The organism is Mycolicibacterium frederiksbergense (genome assembly GCF_012223425.1).
GTDB classification, from domain to species: domain Bacteria; phylum Actinomycetota; class Actinomycetes; order Mycobacteriales; family Mycobacteriaceae; genus Mycobacterium; species Mycobacterium frederiksbergense.
On the sequence record NZ_CP038799.1, the window covers coordinates 4,301,055 to 4,315,849 of the forward strand.

Consider the following 14,795-nt stretch of genomic DNA (forward strand, 5'->3'; position numbering starts at 1 on the left):
CGCAACTAACGTGTAATGCTCGCGGCCGTGGTCCCCACCGAGCAGCGACGGCCGCTATCGGCCCATCCCGGCGTTCTGATCGCCGTGCTGTGCGCCGCCGGTATCAGCGTCTCACTGATGCAGACCCTGATCATCCCGCTCATTCCGGAGCTGCCGAAACTGTTGCACGCCAGCCCGTCCAACGCATCCTGGGCCATCACCGCCACGCTGCTGACGGCCGCCGTCACCACCCCGGTGTTCGGCCGCCTCGGCGATCTCTACGGCCCGAAACCGATCCTGATCGTGTGTGCCGCGGTGCTGATCGTCGGATCGCTGGTGTCCGCGCTGAGCACGTCGCTGGTCCCGTTTGTCATCGGCCGCGGTCTGCAGGGGTTGGGCATTCCGATCATCCCGTTGGGCATCAGCGTGCTGCGGGCCTCGGTCCCCGCCGAGCGGGTGGGCAGCGCGATGGGACTGATGAGCTCCTCGCTGGGGGTGGGCGGCGCGCTCGGGCTGCCGCTCTCGGCCGCGATCGCTCAGCAGTTCAGCTGGCATGCGCTGTTCTGGTTCGCCGGGGGTCTCGGCGGCGTGCTGCTGGTGCTCTTCGTCGTGCTGGTGCCCGCGGTACCGGCCTCCTCGAGCGACCGGCTCGATCCGCTGGGCGCACTGCTGCTCGCCGGCGGTCTGGTGACGTTGTTGCTCGGGATCACCAAGGGCCGGGACTGGGGCTGGACCTCGGGGACCACCGTCGGGATGTTCGCCGCATCGCTGGTGGTGTTCGCCGTCTTCGTGGTGTGGCAGCTGCGCTTCGACTCACCGATCGTCGACCTGCGCACCACGGTCCGGCCGCCGGTCCTGCTCACCAACATCGCCTCGGTCGGGGTGGGATTCGCGATGTTCGCACTCACCCTGATCGCCCCGCAGGTGCTGGAACTGCCCACCGACACCGGCTACGGGCTGGGCATGTCCATGCTGGAGGCGGGGCTGTGGATGGCACCCGGCGGGCTGGCGATGATGGTGATGGCGCCGATCGCGGCGCGGGTGGCCGGGGCCCGCGGCCCGCGTTTCACGCTGTTCGTCGGCTGCGTCATCATCGCCGCGTCCTACCTGTCCGGGCTGTGGCTGCTCGGCAGCGGCCCGCAGGTACTCGCCCTCAACGTGCTCATCAGCATCGGGGTGGGTTTCGCCTACGCGTCCATGCCGGCGCTCATCAACGCCGCCGTGCCGATGTCGGAGACCGCGGCCGCCAACGGTCTCAACGCGCTGGCGCGGTCGCTGGGGACCTCGATCTCCAGTGCGGTGCTCGGCGCCATCCTGGCGGCGATGACGATGACCGCCGGTGGCCACGAGGTGCCCACCTTGGACGGGTTCCGGACCGCGCTGATCGTCGCGGCGGCGGTGTCCGCACTGTCGGCGGTGCTGACGCTGCTGATCCCGGTGGCGCGTCAGCCCGCCCCGGTCACAGACCGAAGCGCTTCTTCACGTCTTGCGTCTGGAAGTGCTCCACGATGAGACCCAGCAGGGGAACGGTGCCGGAGATCAGGGTGCCGATCGCGCGGCCCAGCGGCCAGCGGACCTTCACCGCCAGGTTCGCGGTGGCGATCAGGTAGGCGAAGTACACCCAGCCGTGGACCACGGCGATCCAGCTCAGTGAGTCGTCCTGGAACCCGTACTTGCGCACCATCTCGTAGCAGAGCGCGATCAGCCAGAGACCGGTCGCCCAGGCCAGCACCCGGTAGCTGGCCAGCGCCTTCTGGATGGAGGACAGCGGAACCAGCGGTTCCTGGCTGCCGGTTTCGGCCGGGGTCTCGGGCGTGCTCATGTGGTGGTCCTGTCGTCAGGGTTTTCGGATTGTGCGAGATCGGCGAGGTAGGCGTTGTACTCCCGCAGCGTGGGATCGTCGTCGGCGGGCGCCGCGGCCTTGGGGCGTTCCGGGAGAAGGCCGGCCGGGATCTCGGTGGCGGTGTCCGTCGGGTCGTAGGTCGGCGGCGCTTCCTCCAGGCGGACGAACTTGAAGTACGCGTAGACGCAGAATGCGGCGAACATCGGCCACTGCAGGGCGTAACCGAGGTTCAGGAACGTGCCCGAGTTCGACTCGTAGCGGGTCCACTGCCACCACGCCAGCAGCAGGCAGCCGCCGGCGCCGACGGCGGCCAGCGCGATGAGCGCCGGTCTCCTACGTCGTGTAGTGGACATGGGTCGACTTTACCGTCCGCCGATTCAGGCCTTGGGGCCAACGAACTCATCGAGGCGTGCGGTCGCGGCTTTTCTATATACGGCGATCACGTAGCGGCTGTTCTGGGTCCATGGGATGCCCAGGGTGTCGAGGGCCGCGCAGAACAGATTGCGGATATCGGTCGAGTGGTTGGTGAAGTGGTAGCGGACGCTGGCGACCCCGCGGTCGTTGGCCACCACGCGGCAGCCGTCGCTGTGGATGAGACCGCGGACGAAGTGCTCGGTGGCGGCGTCGACGTGGGCCTGCTGCCAGGGTTGTAGCACGATCGGGCGGAGGTGTTTCGGCCCTGGTCCGTGTTGGGGGAACAGACATGGCCAGTGCTTTGAGTACAGCGAAACATCGACGCACCCCGTGACTCGGGGAAACACCGTTGCATGCTGTCCGGTCATCACCGCATCGATGGCTCGCTGGCAGCTATCGATGATGCCCGGGTATTTCTTGTCGAGGGTGATGCGTAGGCGCCAGACTCGGCCGGTGCGGCAGATATAACCATCGCCGAGGTATATGCCCAAGAGGTAGGCATATGCGTCCGATCGCAAGCCCGAGTAATCGTGGGCGCCGCATGCGGACTGCCTCGGGGTGGTCAAAGCTAGCGGAGGCCGTACTCGCCAGTCGCAGATGGTGCGTCGGGGGACTCCGGTCTGTCGATGTATTTCACAGTCGTTGAGACCACTGTTGATGAGCGCGCGCACTTTCTCGAAGTCGTCGATTGAGTGCATGCCGATCTCCTGCCACTTGAGGTCGACATTAGGAGGGCCCTCCGACAGAAGAGCAATGATCAATACCTGTGGATGAGCCTCGGTGTGGGGGCGTGAAGATGGGCGCACCTTCCCGGGGATGATCTTCACGGAATCAGGTATTCGATCAAGACCGGCGTTGGCGCGCTGGTTGGGAAGGTACGCCCATGCTCACCGTAGTTCACGACACCGAGGACGCCAACGACAAGGCCAGCGGTGCTGGTCGGTCGTTGTTGGATGAGATCGTCCGCGACGGGGCCCGGCAGATGCTGGCCGCGGCGTTGCAGGCCGAGGTCGCCGCCTACGTGGCGCAGTTCGCCGATCAACTCGACGAGAACGGTCACCGGTTGGTGGTGCGAAACGGCTATCACCAGCCCCGGGAGGTGCTGACCGCCGCCGGCGCGGTGCAGGTGAAAGCGCCGCGGGTCAACGACCGCCGTGTCGACCCCGACACCGGTGAACGCAAGCGGTTCTCCTCGGCGATCCTGCCGGCCTGGGCGCGCAAGTCGCCGCAGATGAGCGAGGTACTGCCGCTGCTGTACCTGCACGGCCTGTCGAGCAACGATTTCACCCCTGCCCTCGAGCAGTTCCTCGGCTCCGGCGCTGGGCTGTCGGCCAGCACGATCACCCGGCTCACGGCGCAGTGGCAAGACGAGGCCCGCGCGTTTGGGGCCCGCGACCTCTCGGCCACTGATTACGTGTATCTGTGGGTCGACGGCATTCACCTCAAGGTGCGGCTGGACCAGGAAAAGCTCTGTCTGCTGGTGATGCTGGGCGTGCGTGCTGATGGCCGCAAGGAGCTCGTGGCGATCACCGACGGCTACCGCGAGTCGGCCGAGTCGTGGGCCGATCTGTTGCGCGACTGCAAGCGCCGCGGCATGACCGCCCCCGTACTCGCGATCGGCGATGGCGCGCTCGGGTTCTGGAAAGCAGTCCGCGAGGTTTTCCCGGCCACCAAAGAGCAGCGGTGCTGGTTTCATAAGCAGGCCAATGTTCTTGCTGCACTGCCGAAATCAGCGCACCCGTCGGCGCTGGCGGCGATCAAGGAGATCTACAACGCCGAGGATATCGACAAGGCCCAGATCGCGGTCAAGGCCTTCGAGGCCGACTTCGGCGCGAAGTATCCCAAGGCGGTCGCTAAGATCACCGACGACCTCGATGTGCTGCTGGAATTCTACAAGTATCCGGCCGAACATTGGATTCATCTGCGAACGACGAATCCGATCGAATCCACCTTTGCCACAGTGCGTTTGAGGACCAAGGTCACCAAGGGGCCCGGATCACGAGCGGCCGGACTAGCGATGGCCTACAAGCTCATCGACGCCGCCGCGGCCCGCTGGCGTGCCGTCAACGCCCCACACCTGGTCGCCCTGGTCCGCGCCGGCGCGGTCTTCCATAAAGGCAGACTGCTCGAACGACCCACCGACATCACCCCGCCAACATCGCCCTCAGACGGCGGTCAGCACGCCGGAACGGAGGTCGCCTGAAACACCCCGATCCACAGGTATTGACAATTCCTCCCGACAGAATCGGCCACGGCGGAAGGCGGTAGCATCGCCATCGCGCGGGCGTGGCGCAATTGGCTGACGCGCCGGCTTTAGGTGCCGGTGTTCGAAAGAACTTGTGGGTTCGAGTCCCACCGCCCGCACAGTAAAGCTCCTTCGATCTGGCGCTGCCGTTGGTTGTGCCGTTCCTACCCCGCGGCGGGCGGAGTTCCCCAGCACTCGACCACCTCGCCCATATGCCGCAGCATCACATAGCGGTAATCCGCCTCCCGGGCATCGGCGGACTGCTCGGCGAATTCGGTTCGAGCGCCCTCCTCGTTGCCCTGGTAGACGTCGGTGGGCACCGGCGGCACGCCCGTGTTCTGCGGATCATCGACGACACCGATCTGGACGGTCCATGAGTTGTCAGCCATCACCCTCTGGTACCCACCGGGGTGCCCGGCACACGCCATGTCACCGTCCCGCGTGAAATACGTCGGCGGGTCCGCACCGCTGTGTCATAGTCGTCCGGGCGTTTTGCTCAGACGAAGGAGTCCCCGTGCAGATCGATCCGGCCGCCACGGCCTGGCTGCTTGTCAGCACCGCCATGGTTCTGTTGATGACGCCCGGTCTGGCCATCTTCTACGGCGGCATGGTCCGCTCGACCGGCGTGCTCAACATGATCATGATGAGCTTCATCTCCATCCCGGTCGTCACGGTGACGTGGGTGGTGGCCGGCTACAGCCTGGCGTTCGGTGCGGATGCCGGCGGCGGTTTGATCGGTGGGCTGCAGCACATCGGGCTGTCCGGTATCGACTTGGACGCGGTGCGCTCCAATGTGCCCGAGCTCCTGTTCGTCACCTTCCAACTGGCGTTCGCGATCCTGACCGCGGCCCTGGTGAGCGGCGCCATCGCCGATCGCGCCAAGTTTTCGTCGTGGGTGTTGTTCGTCGCGGCTTGGACCCTGCTGGTGTACTCCCCGGTGGCTCACTGGGTGTGGGGGCCCGGCGGCTGGTTGGCGTCATTCGGTGCGCTCGACTATGCGGGTGGACTGGTCGTCGAAATTGTCTCCGGGGCATCGGCATTGGCCCTCGCGCTGGTGCTCGGTCCGCGTATTGGCTTCAAGTCCGAGGCGATGCGTCCGCACAATCTTCCGTTCGTGCTGCTCGGTGTCGGTCTATTGTGGTTCGGCTGGTTCGGATTCAACGCCGGGTCGGCCTTCGCCGTCGACGGCAAGGCGGCCGTGATCTTCCTGAACACGCTGCTCGCCGGATGCCTGGGCATGCTCGGCTGGCTGGCCGTGGAGCGGTTCCGCGACGGCCATCCGACCACCTTCGGCGCGGCGTCCGGTGTGGTGGCCGGATTGGTCGCCATCACCCCGTCGTGCGGGTTCGTCTCACCGCTCGGTGCCATTCTGGTCGGCCTCGCCGCCGGCGTGGTCTGCTCGTTCGCCATCGGCTGGAAGTTCAAGGCCGGCTACGACGATTCCCTGGACGTGGTAGGGGTGCACTTCGTCGGCGGCGTGGTGGGCACCTTCCTGATCGGACTGTTGGCCGCGGAAATGATCTCGGGCGGACCGGAAGGATTGTTCTACGGCGGCGGGATCACCCAGCTGGGCAAGCAGACGTTGGCGATTGTCGTCGTCGCCGCCTTCGCCTTCGTTGTTTCTTTCGTGCTGGCCAAGATCATCGCGGTGACGGTCGGCTTCCGGGTCACCCGCGAGGACGAACTGTCCGGCATCGACTTCACCCAGCACGCCGAAACCGCGTACGCGGAGGGAGTGCACGGCACACCGCACAAGCGCCCGGGAGCCTGACCTACCGGGGACCGTCGACCGCGAACGTGCCGTTGTCGTCCTGGAATTCGACGTACACGTGGCGAACGGTCCCGTCGATCTCGACAGCGCAGGTGAAGCTGTCACCCTTGGCCGCCGACGGGTCCCTGCCGTCATTGCACCGCAGCGCGCTGATGCTGTTGGCGCCGTACCCGTTGATCGGGTCCGACAGGATCTCGCGGACACCGGCTTCGGCCTGCTCGACGTTGATGACGGTGGTGTCGCGGAAGAGGAACTGCCACACGGCCACTCCGGTGAGGACCAGCGCGACGACCACACCGGCAGCGATGAGCACAGTGCGTCTGTCGGGCCCTGAGCGCCGGGACGGCGCGCGGTGCGGGGTGGGCGTACCCGGCGGCAGGGTGTAGCGGTTCGGGTCGATCACGGGCGCCGGGCGCTGCTGCTGTTGCGGCGGGTATTGCTGCGCCGGGGGGACCCGCTGCGGGGGCGGAGGGTACCCCGGCGGGGGCGGTGGCCGGCGCGGCGGATACTGCTGGGGGGCAGGCGGATAGGGCTGGCGGGGCGGCGGGCCCGACGGCGGCGGTGCACCGTACCCAGGCGCGCCGTGTCGCGGTGTGCCACGCTGCGGTTCCCCCGGTGCCGGCGCGCCACCCGGGCGCGCCCACCACGGCTGCTGGGCGGGATCCGGTGGCCGGGTCATGCAGTTCCCTCGCAAGCGTCGCTCATGCCGAGAACCGTTCGTAGCACTGCTCGGGATCCCCGGACAGCCCGGCCCGGTACGCCAGAATCCTGGTGAAACCGGCCGTGGCCGTCACTCCGTTGACATCGCTGGCCGCCAGACCATTGGTGAGCAGTCCCGAGATCGCCTCGTCGGTGTCCCCGGCCGACAGCGTCAACGGACTACCCGGCTCGGCCATCCGGCCCTGCGCCACCCCGGTGAGGCAGGCCGTGCGCAGCGCTGTCACCGGCGACTCCAGCGGGATGCCGCGCTCCTGTTGCACGGCAAGCGCATAGCGAGAGGTGATGATCGACAGCGCGGTGTTGTCGCCCTGCAGCAGCACACCCTGCTCCTCGGACTTCGGGGTGCCCAGCTCCTGCAGGGCGGGCAGGTTGACGTTGATCGTGTTGGTCGACGGGCAGTACGCCGCGGGCGAAATGGACTCCGCGTCCGGACAACTGGCCATCTCCATGTTCATCGCGGGCGGGTTGTCGGGGGAGTAGACGTCGCCGAGCGTGTTCATCAGACTGTTCAGCAGATCGGCATCGATGACGCTGTCGCCGGCGGTCGGATCGCCATAGGAGTCGTAGGACAGGAACTTCGGCAGGTCGCCCTGGCGTTCGATGATCTCCTCCATGTCGATGGCAGCGCACTGATCGGCGTTACCGCTGAACCCGATCTGGAAGGCGCTGATCCGATCCAGCGCCGATCCGTGTGCATCGCCGGTGAGGATCGCCTCTTCCTGCGTCATCAACGGATCGCGGATGTAGATCGCCCCGGCGAGAACGTGATTGAGGCCGTCGCCGGTGCTCAGCGCGAAGCGTGGTGACTTTCCGGCGGCGACCCAGTGCAGATAGACCCCCGCGAAGCAGTCGGCCTGCTGTTCCTTGACCAGCACCGGGGTGGACTTCTCCACCAGATGTGCCTTCGCCTGCACGGCGTGGCCGTATTCGTGGGCCATCACGCCGACGACGCCCATCTCACCGAAGTACTGCGCCGCCCCGGGGATGAACTCGCCGCGATCCCAGGCCATCACGTCGGCGTCAAAGCAATAGAACGCGTTGGACAGTCCGTAGAGATCGTTGCCGCAGACCTGCGGCGTGTTCGGGTCGTCGGCGTCATAAGAGACCAGCCCGGCGACCGGACTGTACGTGCCGGTCAGTGCCCCGTTCCAGTTCTCCGACCAGAACTGCTCCAGATCATCGATGGCTTGTAGGGCCAGCTGATCGACCGGGCCGCCATCGCTGTTCTCCGCGGTGCGCGTGGGTGCGGGCGCGTCGGGGCGCGGCCCGCTGGGGCCATCACTGGCGGGCAAACCACCGGCGCGGGAGGGGTCGTAGAGCATCGACACGGCGCGGCCGTCGAGCATGGTGGTGCCGCAACCGGTCAGCATCAGCGCCGCGATGAGTGCAACGCTGAGCCATCGAGCGAGGCGTCCGGCCCGTCGGTGCATGCCGACAGGCTAACAAGATGCGGCCCGGGACCTGTGTCCCCGACTACTGCGGCTGCTCGTCGACCTTGATGTCGAAGGTCACCTCACCACGGTTGACGGTCGTCACCGTCACGCCGTAGGTCTTGCCCGAATCCCTGAGTTCGCAGCGCAGCGTGGCACCTGCGTCGCCGCTGAGATCGGCCGGACAGGTCACCGATTGCGGCGCCCGGCCGATCTGCCTACTGATCTGCTCGGTGATCTGTCTCGCGACGGTGTCCTTGCCGATGGTCTGTGCGATGAGCAGGTCGACCTCGTCACCCTCGGTGCTGCCCACCGTCACGCTGACGCGGCGCTGCTGCCCCTCATCGGCCAGCGTGCAGTCCACACTTGCACCGACGAATGCCTGGAGGTCCCCCGGGCAGCTCACCGAATCCGGCGCGGCCCCCGACTGCTCGGTGACCTCTTCGACAATCTCGTCCTGCAGGCGTTCCCTGCTCACGCTCTTGTCGGTCGGCACCGAGCACGACACGAGCGCCGCCATGGCGACCAGCGCCGGCGCAACCATCGACCCCCGAGGCATAGCAGCACGATGGCACAAGTCCGACCGGTCGGCAGCGTTATCGGAAGCGCGTCGCCAGGGCGCGCCGGTGCGCGGTCGGCGACCCGAACAGTGACCGGTTCAGGGTCGCTCGCTTGAGGTAGACGTGCACGCCGCTCTCCCAGGTGTAGCCGATGCCGCCGTGCAGTTGCATCGCCTTGCCCGCGACGGCGACCGCAGTCTCACCGGCATAGGCCTTGGCCATGGACACCGCCGTCTGCGCATCGGAACCCGCGGCCACCGCGTCGACGGCGGCCTCGACCAGGCGGCGCGTCACCCGGATCTGCACCAGCATGTCCGCGCAGGCGTGTTTGACCGCCTGGAACGAGCCGATGGGTCGGCCGAATTGGTGGCGTATTCGGACATAGTCCACGGTGGCGGCCAGCATCGCCTCGGCCAGGCCGAGGCTGTCGGCGGCGACCGCGACGGTCCCGCGGTCCAGCAGGTGTTGCGTGGCCGGGAACGGCCATACCTGGGTGGGTTGCACACCGTCGGCGGTGACCGTGGCGAGCCGACGGGTTTCATCGAGCGTCGGCTGCGCCGTGATCAGCAGTCCGGTGGCTGCCGGATCGATCTGCACCAGCGCGGGCGTGCCCTCGGAGTCCTGGGCCGGAATCAGCAGCCGGGTTGCCTCGGTGGCGTCCGGCACGAAATCGGCAGTGCCACTGAGCCCGCCGGCCGTCAGGGTGAAACCGATGCTGGGGCGCTCACCTGTGCTCAGCACGGCGACCGGCAATTCCGTGCCGCCGGCGGCCGCGGACAACGCCTCATCGCGGCCGGTGTCGGGGGACAGCGCGAGCAGCGCGCCGATGCCGAGACTGACGCCGAGGTGGCTGCTGCGTGCGGCGGCCCGCCCGAGTTCCTCGGCGACGATCGCGGTTTCGGCAAAGGACACCTCGGCGCCGCCGAGTGACTCTTCGATCTCCAGGCCTGGCCAGCCCGCCTGGGTGAGCAGCGTCCAGTCCGGGTGCCCGGCGGTCAGCAGGTTCCTGGCCACCGCCCGCAGTTCCGGATGCAGATCGGCGAATTCGCGTGTCATCATGCTCCCGCCGGTTCACGTGGCAGGCCCAGTCCGCGCTCACCGATGATGGTGCGCTGAATCTCGCTGGCACCGCCAGGGATGGTCCATTCCCAGGAGCCGATGAAATCGAGCACCCACGCGCCGGATTCCCAGCCGCTCGATATGGGTTTGGCCAGCATGGTTTGCCCGGCCAGGCCGCTGATCTGGGCGCCGAAATCGGTGAGCCGTTGCAGCAGTTCGCTGTAGAACAGCTTCACCACCGACGCATCGGCTGGGCCGTCACTTCGGCCTTCGACCAGATCCCGGCACAGCCCCCGCAACCCGGTGATCTCGATTTCCAACTGTGCCAGCCGATCTGCCACCAGCGAGTCGGCGAGTACACCCGCGCGTGCACATTCGGCGACCAGCCAGCGGAAGCCGGCGTTGCCTAGTCGCTCGGCCAGCTCCAACATCGTCATTCCCCGCTCGGCGCCCAGGGTTTCCTGGGCGACCTGCCACCCCTTGTTCTCCGGGCCCACCAGGTTGGCGGCGGGCACCCGGACGTCATTGAGGAACACCTCGCAGAAATGCGATTCACCGGTGGCCTGTTTGATCGGCCTGACCTCGATGCCCGGCGACTTCATGTCCATCAGGAAGTACGAGATGCCATGCCTTTTCTTGGCATCCGGATCGGTGCGGGCCAGCAGCAGACACCAGTCGGCATGCAGACCGCCACTGGCCCAGACCTTCTGGCCGTTGACGACGAAATCATCCCCGTCGCGCCGGGCGGTGGTGCGCAACGCGGCCAGATCGGACCCGGCCTCGGGCTCGGAGAAGCCCTGCACCCAGATCTCGCCGTCGAGGATCGCCGGGAGGTGGCGGCGGCGCTGTTCCTCGGTGCCCGCGGCCAGCAGCGTGGAGGCGGCGTGGTGGATCCCGACGAAGGCCAGCACCAGCCGGGGTGCGTCATGAGCGGCGAGTTCGGAGTACAGCACGATCTGTTCGGCCACCGACATGCCGCCGCCCCATTCGGCAGGCCAGTGCGGCACCGCGAAACCTGCGGTGTGCAACTCGGCGAACCAGGACTTCTGGAAGCGCACGTATTCGTCGTCGCTCACCCCGGTCTGGGCGGCGCGCCAATCGGTGGGCACGTGTTCGTCGCACCACTGCCGGACGCGGTCGCGAAACTGCTCGATGTCCTGAGTCATACTGCGTCGCTGTACAGTCCGGTCAGGCCGCGGGTGCCCAACAGTGCGGTCAGTTGCGCGTGGGTCGCCGACAGCCCCAGCGGTAGCCGCCGCAGTGGCTGACTGTAGCGCGAGAGCCAGGACAGCACGGTCTCATCGCAGAAGCCGACGGCGCCGTGCAGTTGGTGGGTCACCCGGAACACCACCTCGGCGGCCTCCAGCGCGGCCAGTCGCAGGGCCAGCGCGTCGGCGAGCGCGTCGGGTCCGGTGACGGTGGACAGCGCATAACGGGCCAGCATCTCCAGGCCGCTGCGCTCCACCTCGGCGTCGGTGAGCTGGAACTGCACGCTCTGGAATCCCGACAGCGGCTGACCGAACTGCTGTCGCAGCTTGACATGGGCGATGGTGAGCGCCATGGCGCGGTCCAGCATGCCGAGCAGCGTCCAGCACGGCAGCACGAGGGCCAAAGCGACATCTGCGGCACCGGCGTCGTCGAGGTCGGTGAGTTGCAGCGACGTGACGAAGGCCGTCCGGGCGTCGGCGGTGCCCGTCACCCGCGCCCGGTGACCCTCCAGAGTGACTGTCGCCCAGTCGCCCTCGACACCGGCGATGGTGGCGGCCGGGGCGGGACCGGCGACCACGATCAGTCCGTCGGCGTCGATATCGGCGGGCCGGGCCAGCCGTTCGGCCAACGGGTAGGGCAGACCCCAGTATCCGGCGCTGCGGCACAACGCGGCAGCGGCTTCGGCGGAGTCGGTGTCGCTGCGCGGCTCCAGATCCCAGGCGCCCAGACTTTTCAGCACCGCCCCGACGAGCGATTCCCGTTGGGAGGGATCGGCTTCGGCGCGCTGCAACAGCGCATCGCCGCCCGCGGATTCGAAAGCGCGTAGGGCCTGCTCACCGTACTCGCGGGCTTCGGGACTCAGGTCGATGTTCACGATGCCGCCAACAGGGTGCGGGCCAGCAGGATGCGTTGCATCTCGATGCTGCCGGAGGACACCGTCGAGGGCTGCGAGTAGCGCCAGTGGTCCTCCACCTCGGCGGTGAAGATACGCGACACCCCCTCGGGTAGTGCGGCGATGATCTCCATGAGCACTTCGGCGCTGTCCTGGTCGAGTTTGGTGACCGCAATGCGGTACGCCGCCGAATCGGTGGGGCGAACCTGACCCTCGGCCTGCAGTGCCACCAGCCGGTAGGCCATCAATCGCGCCCGTCGGCAGTGCGTGAGCATCCGCGCCCAGCGGCCGCGCAGTTGCTCGGGCAGCTCGGCCCAGTGCTCGCCGAGGGCTTTCGGGGCCAGATGCAGCAGACGTTCGCAGCGGGCATAGCGGGCGATGCCGACGCGCTCGAAGGCCAGCACGCTCTGCACCACCGTCCAGCCATCGTCCACCGTGCCGAGCACATCGGCATCGGTCACCCGCAGATCGTCGAAGAACACCTCGTTGAGATGGTGCGGGCCCATCATCGTCTGGATGGGGCGCACGGTGATCGCCGGATCCGACATGGGCACCAGGAAGATCGTCAGGCCGTGTTGTTTTTTTCGAGCCGGTTCTTTTCCTATCTTGGACGTTCGCGCCAGCAGAAAGCACCACTGCGCCATCGTTGCGTAGGAGGTCCAGATCTTCTGGCCGTTGATCACCCAGCTGTCGCCGTCGCGCACCGCCGAGGTCCGCAGCGATGCCAGGTCCGAGCCGGCCTCCGGCTCGGAAAACCCTTGGCACCAGATCACGTCACCGGCCGCGATCGGCGGTAGGTGTCTGGCCTGCTGCTCCGGGGTGCCGTGGCGCATGATGATCGGCCCCACCCAGTTGACGCCCATGTACTGCGCGCCGCGCGGTTCGTGGTGCGCCCACATCTCCTCGCGCACCACGGTCTGCTCCCAGGGTGAGGAGGCCTGACCGCCGAACTCGGTCGGCCAGGACATGCACAGCAGCCCGCGCTCGGCGAGCAGTCGGCAGAAGGCCTGCGCCACCTCCAGGTCGTCGGGGTCGTGGGTGAAGGCGCCCAGATAATCCTCGGCGATGTGCGCTTTCACCAGGTCGCGCAGCTCGCCGCGCAGCGCCGCGGCGGCCGGCCCCATATCGAAGTCCACGTCCGCGATCGTAGGGCAATCCTTATAAGGATTGCTAGTATTTGTTCCATGCGCACCCCGCAACACCGCATCGCCGAGACCGTCGCGGGCGAGCTGCGGGACCGGATCCTGGCCGGTGCCGACCGGTTGCCGACCCAGGACCAGCTGGTCACCGAGTTCGGTGTCAGCTATCCCTCGATCCGTGAGGCGCTGCGCATCCTGGAGACCGAGGGGTTGGTGACGGTGCGCCGCGGCAGTGTCGGCGGCGCCGAAGTGCACCGGCCCAGCGAGTCGTCGGCGGCTTACCACCTGGGTCTGGCGCTGCAGGGCTCCGCGGTGTCACTCGGCGACCTGGCGGCCGGCCTGCAGTTGCTGGAGCCGTTGTGTGTGGCCGAGGTGGCGCGCCGCACGGATCGGCTCAAGACGGTGGTGCCGGCTCTGACCCGCAACGTCGACGCCTCCGCAGAAGCGGTTGGCGATGGCGCCGCGTTCACCCGCATCGCGCGTGAATTCCATGATCTGGTAGTCGAATACACCCCGAATGCCACCGTGCGTCACGTGGTGGGAAGTCTGGTCGCGCTGTGGTCGGCACAGGAGGAGAAGTGGGCCGACTACGTCGTCAAGCGCGGCGAATATCCGTCACCGGCCGAGGCTCGCGGCGCCGTGCGTACCCACCGCAGGCTCGTCGACGAGATCGCCGCGGGTAACGCGGCCGAGGCCGAACGCATCGCGCGCAAGCACCTCGCCGCCACCCAGGCCGTGCTGCTGGAACGCTTCACCGATGACGTCGTCCGTGCGGCACGTGGCGCAAAGCCGCACGAACGGCGCACCTGCTGACCTAGGTTCTGCCCATGGCAGCAGTGGTGGTCACCGGGGCGGCATCGGGTATCGGTCGGGCGAGCGCGCAGGCGCTGGTCGCCGATGGGCGGCGGGTGGTGTTGTGGGATCTCGCCCCCGAGGTCACCGAGGTGGCCGCCGCACTCGGGATGCCTGCCGCCGTCCTCGATGTCACCGACACCGCGGCGACGGCGGCCGCAATCCAGGCGATCGACGGGGTCGACGGTCTGGTGCACGCCGCGGGTCGGGTGATCCCGGAGCCGGTGGGCGCCTACACCGAGGAATCGTGGGACGCGGTGCTCGATGTGAACCTGCGCGCGCAGGCGATGCTGGTGCAACAACTGCTACCCCAGCTGGAGGCCAGTGCCCGCTCCGGCGGTGCGCCCGCGGTCGTCGGCATCTCGAGTATCGAAGGGCTGACGGCCAATCCGTTCATCCCGGCCTACTGCGCGTCCAAGGCCGGGCTGCTCGGGCTGACCCGGTCGATGGCCGCTCAGCTCGGCCCGTCCGGCATCCGGATCAACGCCGTGTGCCCGGGCTTCATCCGCACCCCGATGCTGCAGATCGCGCTGGATGTCGACGAGGTGCGCGAGAGTTTCGTGGCTGCCGCACCGCTGGGGCGCATCGGTGATCCCGAGGAGGTGGCCGCGGCGGTGGCGTTCCTGATGTTGAGGTGAGCCCTTCGTAGTGGTCCAGTCGTTGTGCGACTCTGTTGCCCGGT

The 14,795-nt window shown here is 67.6% G+C and carries 16 protein-coding genes and 1 tRNA gene; 6 read left to right on the top strand and 11 right to left on the bottom strand.

All coding sequences use genetic code 11. From position 1 onward, the window contains the following. Positions 1-15: 15 nt before the first annotated feature. Positions 16-1,491, top strand: a complete 1,476-nt coding sequence (locus EXE63_RS23905; RefSeq protein ID WP_168143979.1) for an MFS transporter — start codon at positions 16-18, stop codon at positions 1,489-1,491. On the opposite strand, the gene EXE63_RS23910 is transcribed toward EXE63_RS23905, so the two are convergent. The 3 genes from EXE63_RS23910 to EXE63_RS23920 are packed head-to-tail and all read right to left on the bottom strand — an operon-like array spanning position 1,439 to position 3,063. After that, positions 1,439-1,801 carry a DUF3817 domain-containing protein gene (locus EXE63_RS23910; RefSeq protein ID WP_168143980.1) on the bottom strand — a complete coding sequence of 121 codons (363 nt, stop codon included), beginning with the start codon at positions 1,799-1,801 and terminating at the stop codon, positions 1,439-1,441. The genes EXE63_RS23905 and EXE63_RS23910 overlap by 53 nt on opposite strands. After that, positions 1,798-2,175 carry a hypothetical protein gene (locus EXE63_RS23915; protein WP_105363152.1) on the bottom strand — a complete coding sequence of 126 codons (378 nt, stop codon included), beginning with the start codon at positions 2,173-2,175 and terminating at the stop codon, positions 1,798-1,800. Before EXE63_RS23915 ends, EXE63_RS23910 begins: the two co-directional genes overlap by 4 nt. A 24-nt stretch (positions 2,176-2,199) precedes the next feature. Further along, positions 2,200-3,063 carry a hypothetical protein gene (locus tag EXE63_RS23920; RefSeq protein WP_366515296.1) on the bottom strand — a complete coding sequence of 288 codons (864 nt, stop codon included), beginning with the start codon at positions 3,061-3,063 and terminating at the stop codon, positions 2,200-2,202. A 56-nt stretch (positions 3,064-3,119) separates the two neighbouring features. On the opposite strand from EXE63_RS23920, the gene EXE63_RS23925 reads away from it, so the two are divergent. Together EXE63_RS23925 and EXE63_RS23930 are read left to right on the top strand one after the other, a co-directional pair. Then, positions 3,120-4,439 carry an IS256 family transposase gene (locus EXE63_RS23925; protein ID WP_011727856.1) on the top strand — a complete coding sequence of 440 codons (1,320 nt, stop codon included), beginning with the start codon at positions 3,120-3,122 and terminating at the stop codon, positions 4,437-4,439. Between the two features lie 77 nt (positions 4,440-4,516). Then, positions 4,517-4,600, top strand: a tRNA-Leu gene (locus EXE63_RS23930). Between the two features lie 45 nt (positions 4,601-4,645). Here the strand turns inward: EXE63_RS23930 and EXE63_RS23935 are convergent. After that, positions 4,646-4,870, bottom strand: coding sequence for a hypothetical protein (locus EXE63_RS23935; RefSeq protein WP_168143981.1), 225 nt, complete (start codon positions 4,868-4,870; stop codon positions 4,646-4,648). Between the two features lie 173 nt (positions 4,871-5,043). Here EXE63_RS23935 and EXE63_RS23940 point away from each other — a divergent pair, with 173 nt between their 5' ends. Then, positions 5,044-6,252, top strand: a complete 1,209-nt coding sequence (locus EXE63_RS23940) for an ammonium transporter (protein ID WP_234904633.1) — start codon at positions 5,044-5,046, stop codon at positions 6,250-6,252. Between the two features lies 1 nt (position 6,253). Here EXE63_RS23940 and EXE63_RS23945 read toward each other — a convergent pair whose 3' ends face one another. The 7 genes from EXE63_RS23945 to EXE63_RS23975 are packed head-to-tail and all read right to left on the bottom strand — an operon-like array spanning position 6,254 to position 13,258. Beyond that, entirely contained in the window at positions 6,254-6,931 is a 678-nt protein-coding gene (locus EXE63_RS23945) for a DUF4333 domain-containing protein (protein ID WP_168143983.1), read from the bottom strand. 22 nt (positions 6,932-6,953) lie between these two features. Next, positions 6,954-8,402, bottom strand: coding sequence for a neutral zinc metallopeptidase (locus tag EXE63_RS23950; protein WP_168143984.1), 1,449 nt, complete (start codon positions 8,400-8,402; stop codon positions 6,954-6,956). Between the two features lie 43 nt (positions 8,403-8,445). After that, entirely contained in the window at positions 8,446-8,961 is a 516-nt protein-coding gene (locus tag EXE63_RS23955) for a DUF4333 domain-containing protein (protein WP_168143985.1), read from the bottom strand. Positions 8,962-8,998: 37 nt separating this feature from the next. Beyond that, positions 8,999-10,018, bottom strand: coding sequence for an acyl-CoA dehydrogenase family protein (locus EXE63_RS23960; RefSeq protein ID WP_168143986.1), 1,020 nt, complete (start codon positions 10,016-10,018; stop codon positions 8,999-9,001). Further along, on the bottom strand, positions 10,018-11,187 hold the full coding sequence (locus EXE63_RS23965; protein WP_168143987.1) for an acyl-CoA dehydrogenase family protein: 1,170 nt from the start codon (positions 11,185-11,187) through the stop codon (positions 10,018-10,020). Before EXE63_RS23965 ends, EXE63_RS23960 begins: the two co-directional genes overlap by 1 nt. Further along, a complete protein-coding gene (locus EXE63_RS23970; RefSeq protein ID WP_168143988.1) occupies positions 11,184-12,104 on the bottom strand; it encodes an acyl-CoA dehydrogenase family protein in 921 nt (306 codons plus the stop codon). Before EXE63_RS23970 ends, EXE63_RS23965 begins: the two co-directional genes overlap by 4 nt. After that, a complete protein-coding gene (locus EXE63_RS23975) occupies positions 12,101-13,258 on the bottom strand; it encodes an acyl-CoA dehydrogenase family protein (protein WP_168143989.1) in 1,158 nt (385 codons plus the stop codon). The genes EXE63_RS23970 and EXE63_RS23975 overlap by 4 nt, the downstream gene beginning before the upstream one ends. Before the next feature lie 48 nt (positions 13,259-13,306). Here EXE63_RS23975 and EXE63_RS23980 point away from each other — a divergent pair, with 48 nt between their 5' ends. Beyond that, on the top strand, positions 13,307-14,074 hold the full coding sequence (locus tag EXE63_RS23980) for a FadR/GntR family transcriptional regulator (protein WP_168143990.1): 768 nt from the start codon (positions 13,307-13,309) through the stop codon (positions 14,072-14,074). A 14-nt stretch (positions 14,075-14,088) separates the two neighbouring features. Next, positions 14,089-14,751, top strand: coding sequence for an SDR family NAD(P)-dependent oxidoreductase (locus EXE63_RS23985; RefSeq protein ID WP_168143991.1), 663 nt, complete (start codon positions 14,089-14,091; stop codon positions 14,749-14,751). Positions 14,752-14,795 lie beyond the last annotated feature (44 nt).

What these genes read in the sequence shown, in the direction of transcription:
- EXE63_RS23945 (WP_168143983.1), bottom strand. Translation starts at nt 6,931, where the DNA reads ATGACCCGGCCACCGGATCCCGCCCAGCAGCCGTGGTGGGCGCGCCCG.
- EXE63_RS23960 (WP_168143986.1), bottom strand. Translation starts at nt 10,018, where the DNA reads ATGACACGCGAATTCGCCGATCTGCATCCGGAACTGCGGGCGGTGGCC.
- EXE63_RS23965 (WP_168143987.1), bottom strand. Translation starts at nt 11,187, where the DNA reads ATGACTCAGGACATCGAGCAGTTTCGCGACCGCGTCCGGCAGTGGTGC.
- EXE63_RS23980 (WP_168143990.1), top strand. Translation starts at nt 13,307, where the DNA reads ATGCGCACCCCGCAACACCGCATCGCCGAGACCGTCGCGGGCGAGCTG.
- EXE63_RS23925 (WP_011727856.1), top strand. Translation starts at nt 3,120, where the DNA reads ATGCTCACCGTAGTTCACGACACCGAGGACGCCAACGACAAGGCCAGC.
- EXE63_RS23950 (WP_168143984.1), bottom strand. Translation starts at nt 8,402, where the DNA reads ATGCACCGACGGGCCGGACGCCTCGCTCGATGGCTCAGCGTTGCACTC.
- EXE63_RS23905 (WP_168143979.1), top strand. Translation starts at nt 16, where the DNA reads ATGCTCGCGGCCGTGGTCCCCACCGAGCAGCGACGGCCGCTATCGGCC.
- EXE63_RS23985 (WP_168143991.1), top strand. Translation starts at nt 14,089, where the DNA reads ATGGCAGCAGTGGTGGTCACCGGGGCGGCATCGGGTATCGGTCGGGCG.
- EXE63_RS23910 (WP_168143980.1), bottom strand. Translation starts at nt 1,801, where the DNA reads ATGAGCACGCCCGAGACCCCGGCCGAAACCGGCAGCCAGGAACCGCTG.
- EXE63_RS23940 (WP_234904633.1), top strand. Translation starts at nt 5,044, where the DNA reads ATGGTTCTGTTGATGACGCCCGGTCTGGCCATCTTCTACGGCGGCATG.
- EXE63_RS23915 (WP_105363152.1), bottom strand. Translation starts at nt 2,175, where the DNA reads ATGTCCACTACACGACGTAGGAGACCGGCGCTCATCGCGCTGGCCGCC.
- EXE63_RS23935 (WP_168143981.1), bottom strand. Translation starts at nt 4,870, where the DNA reads ATGGCTGACAACTCATGGACCGTCCAGATCGGTGTCGTCGATGATCCG.
- EXE63_RS23955 (WP_168143985.1), bottom strand. Translation starts at nt 8,961, where the DNA reads ATGCCTCGGGGGTCGATGGTTGCGCCGGCGCTGGTCGCCATGGCGGCG.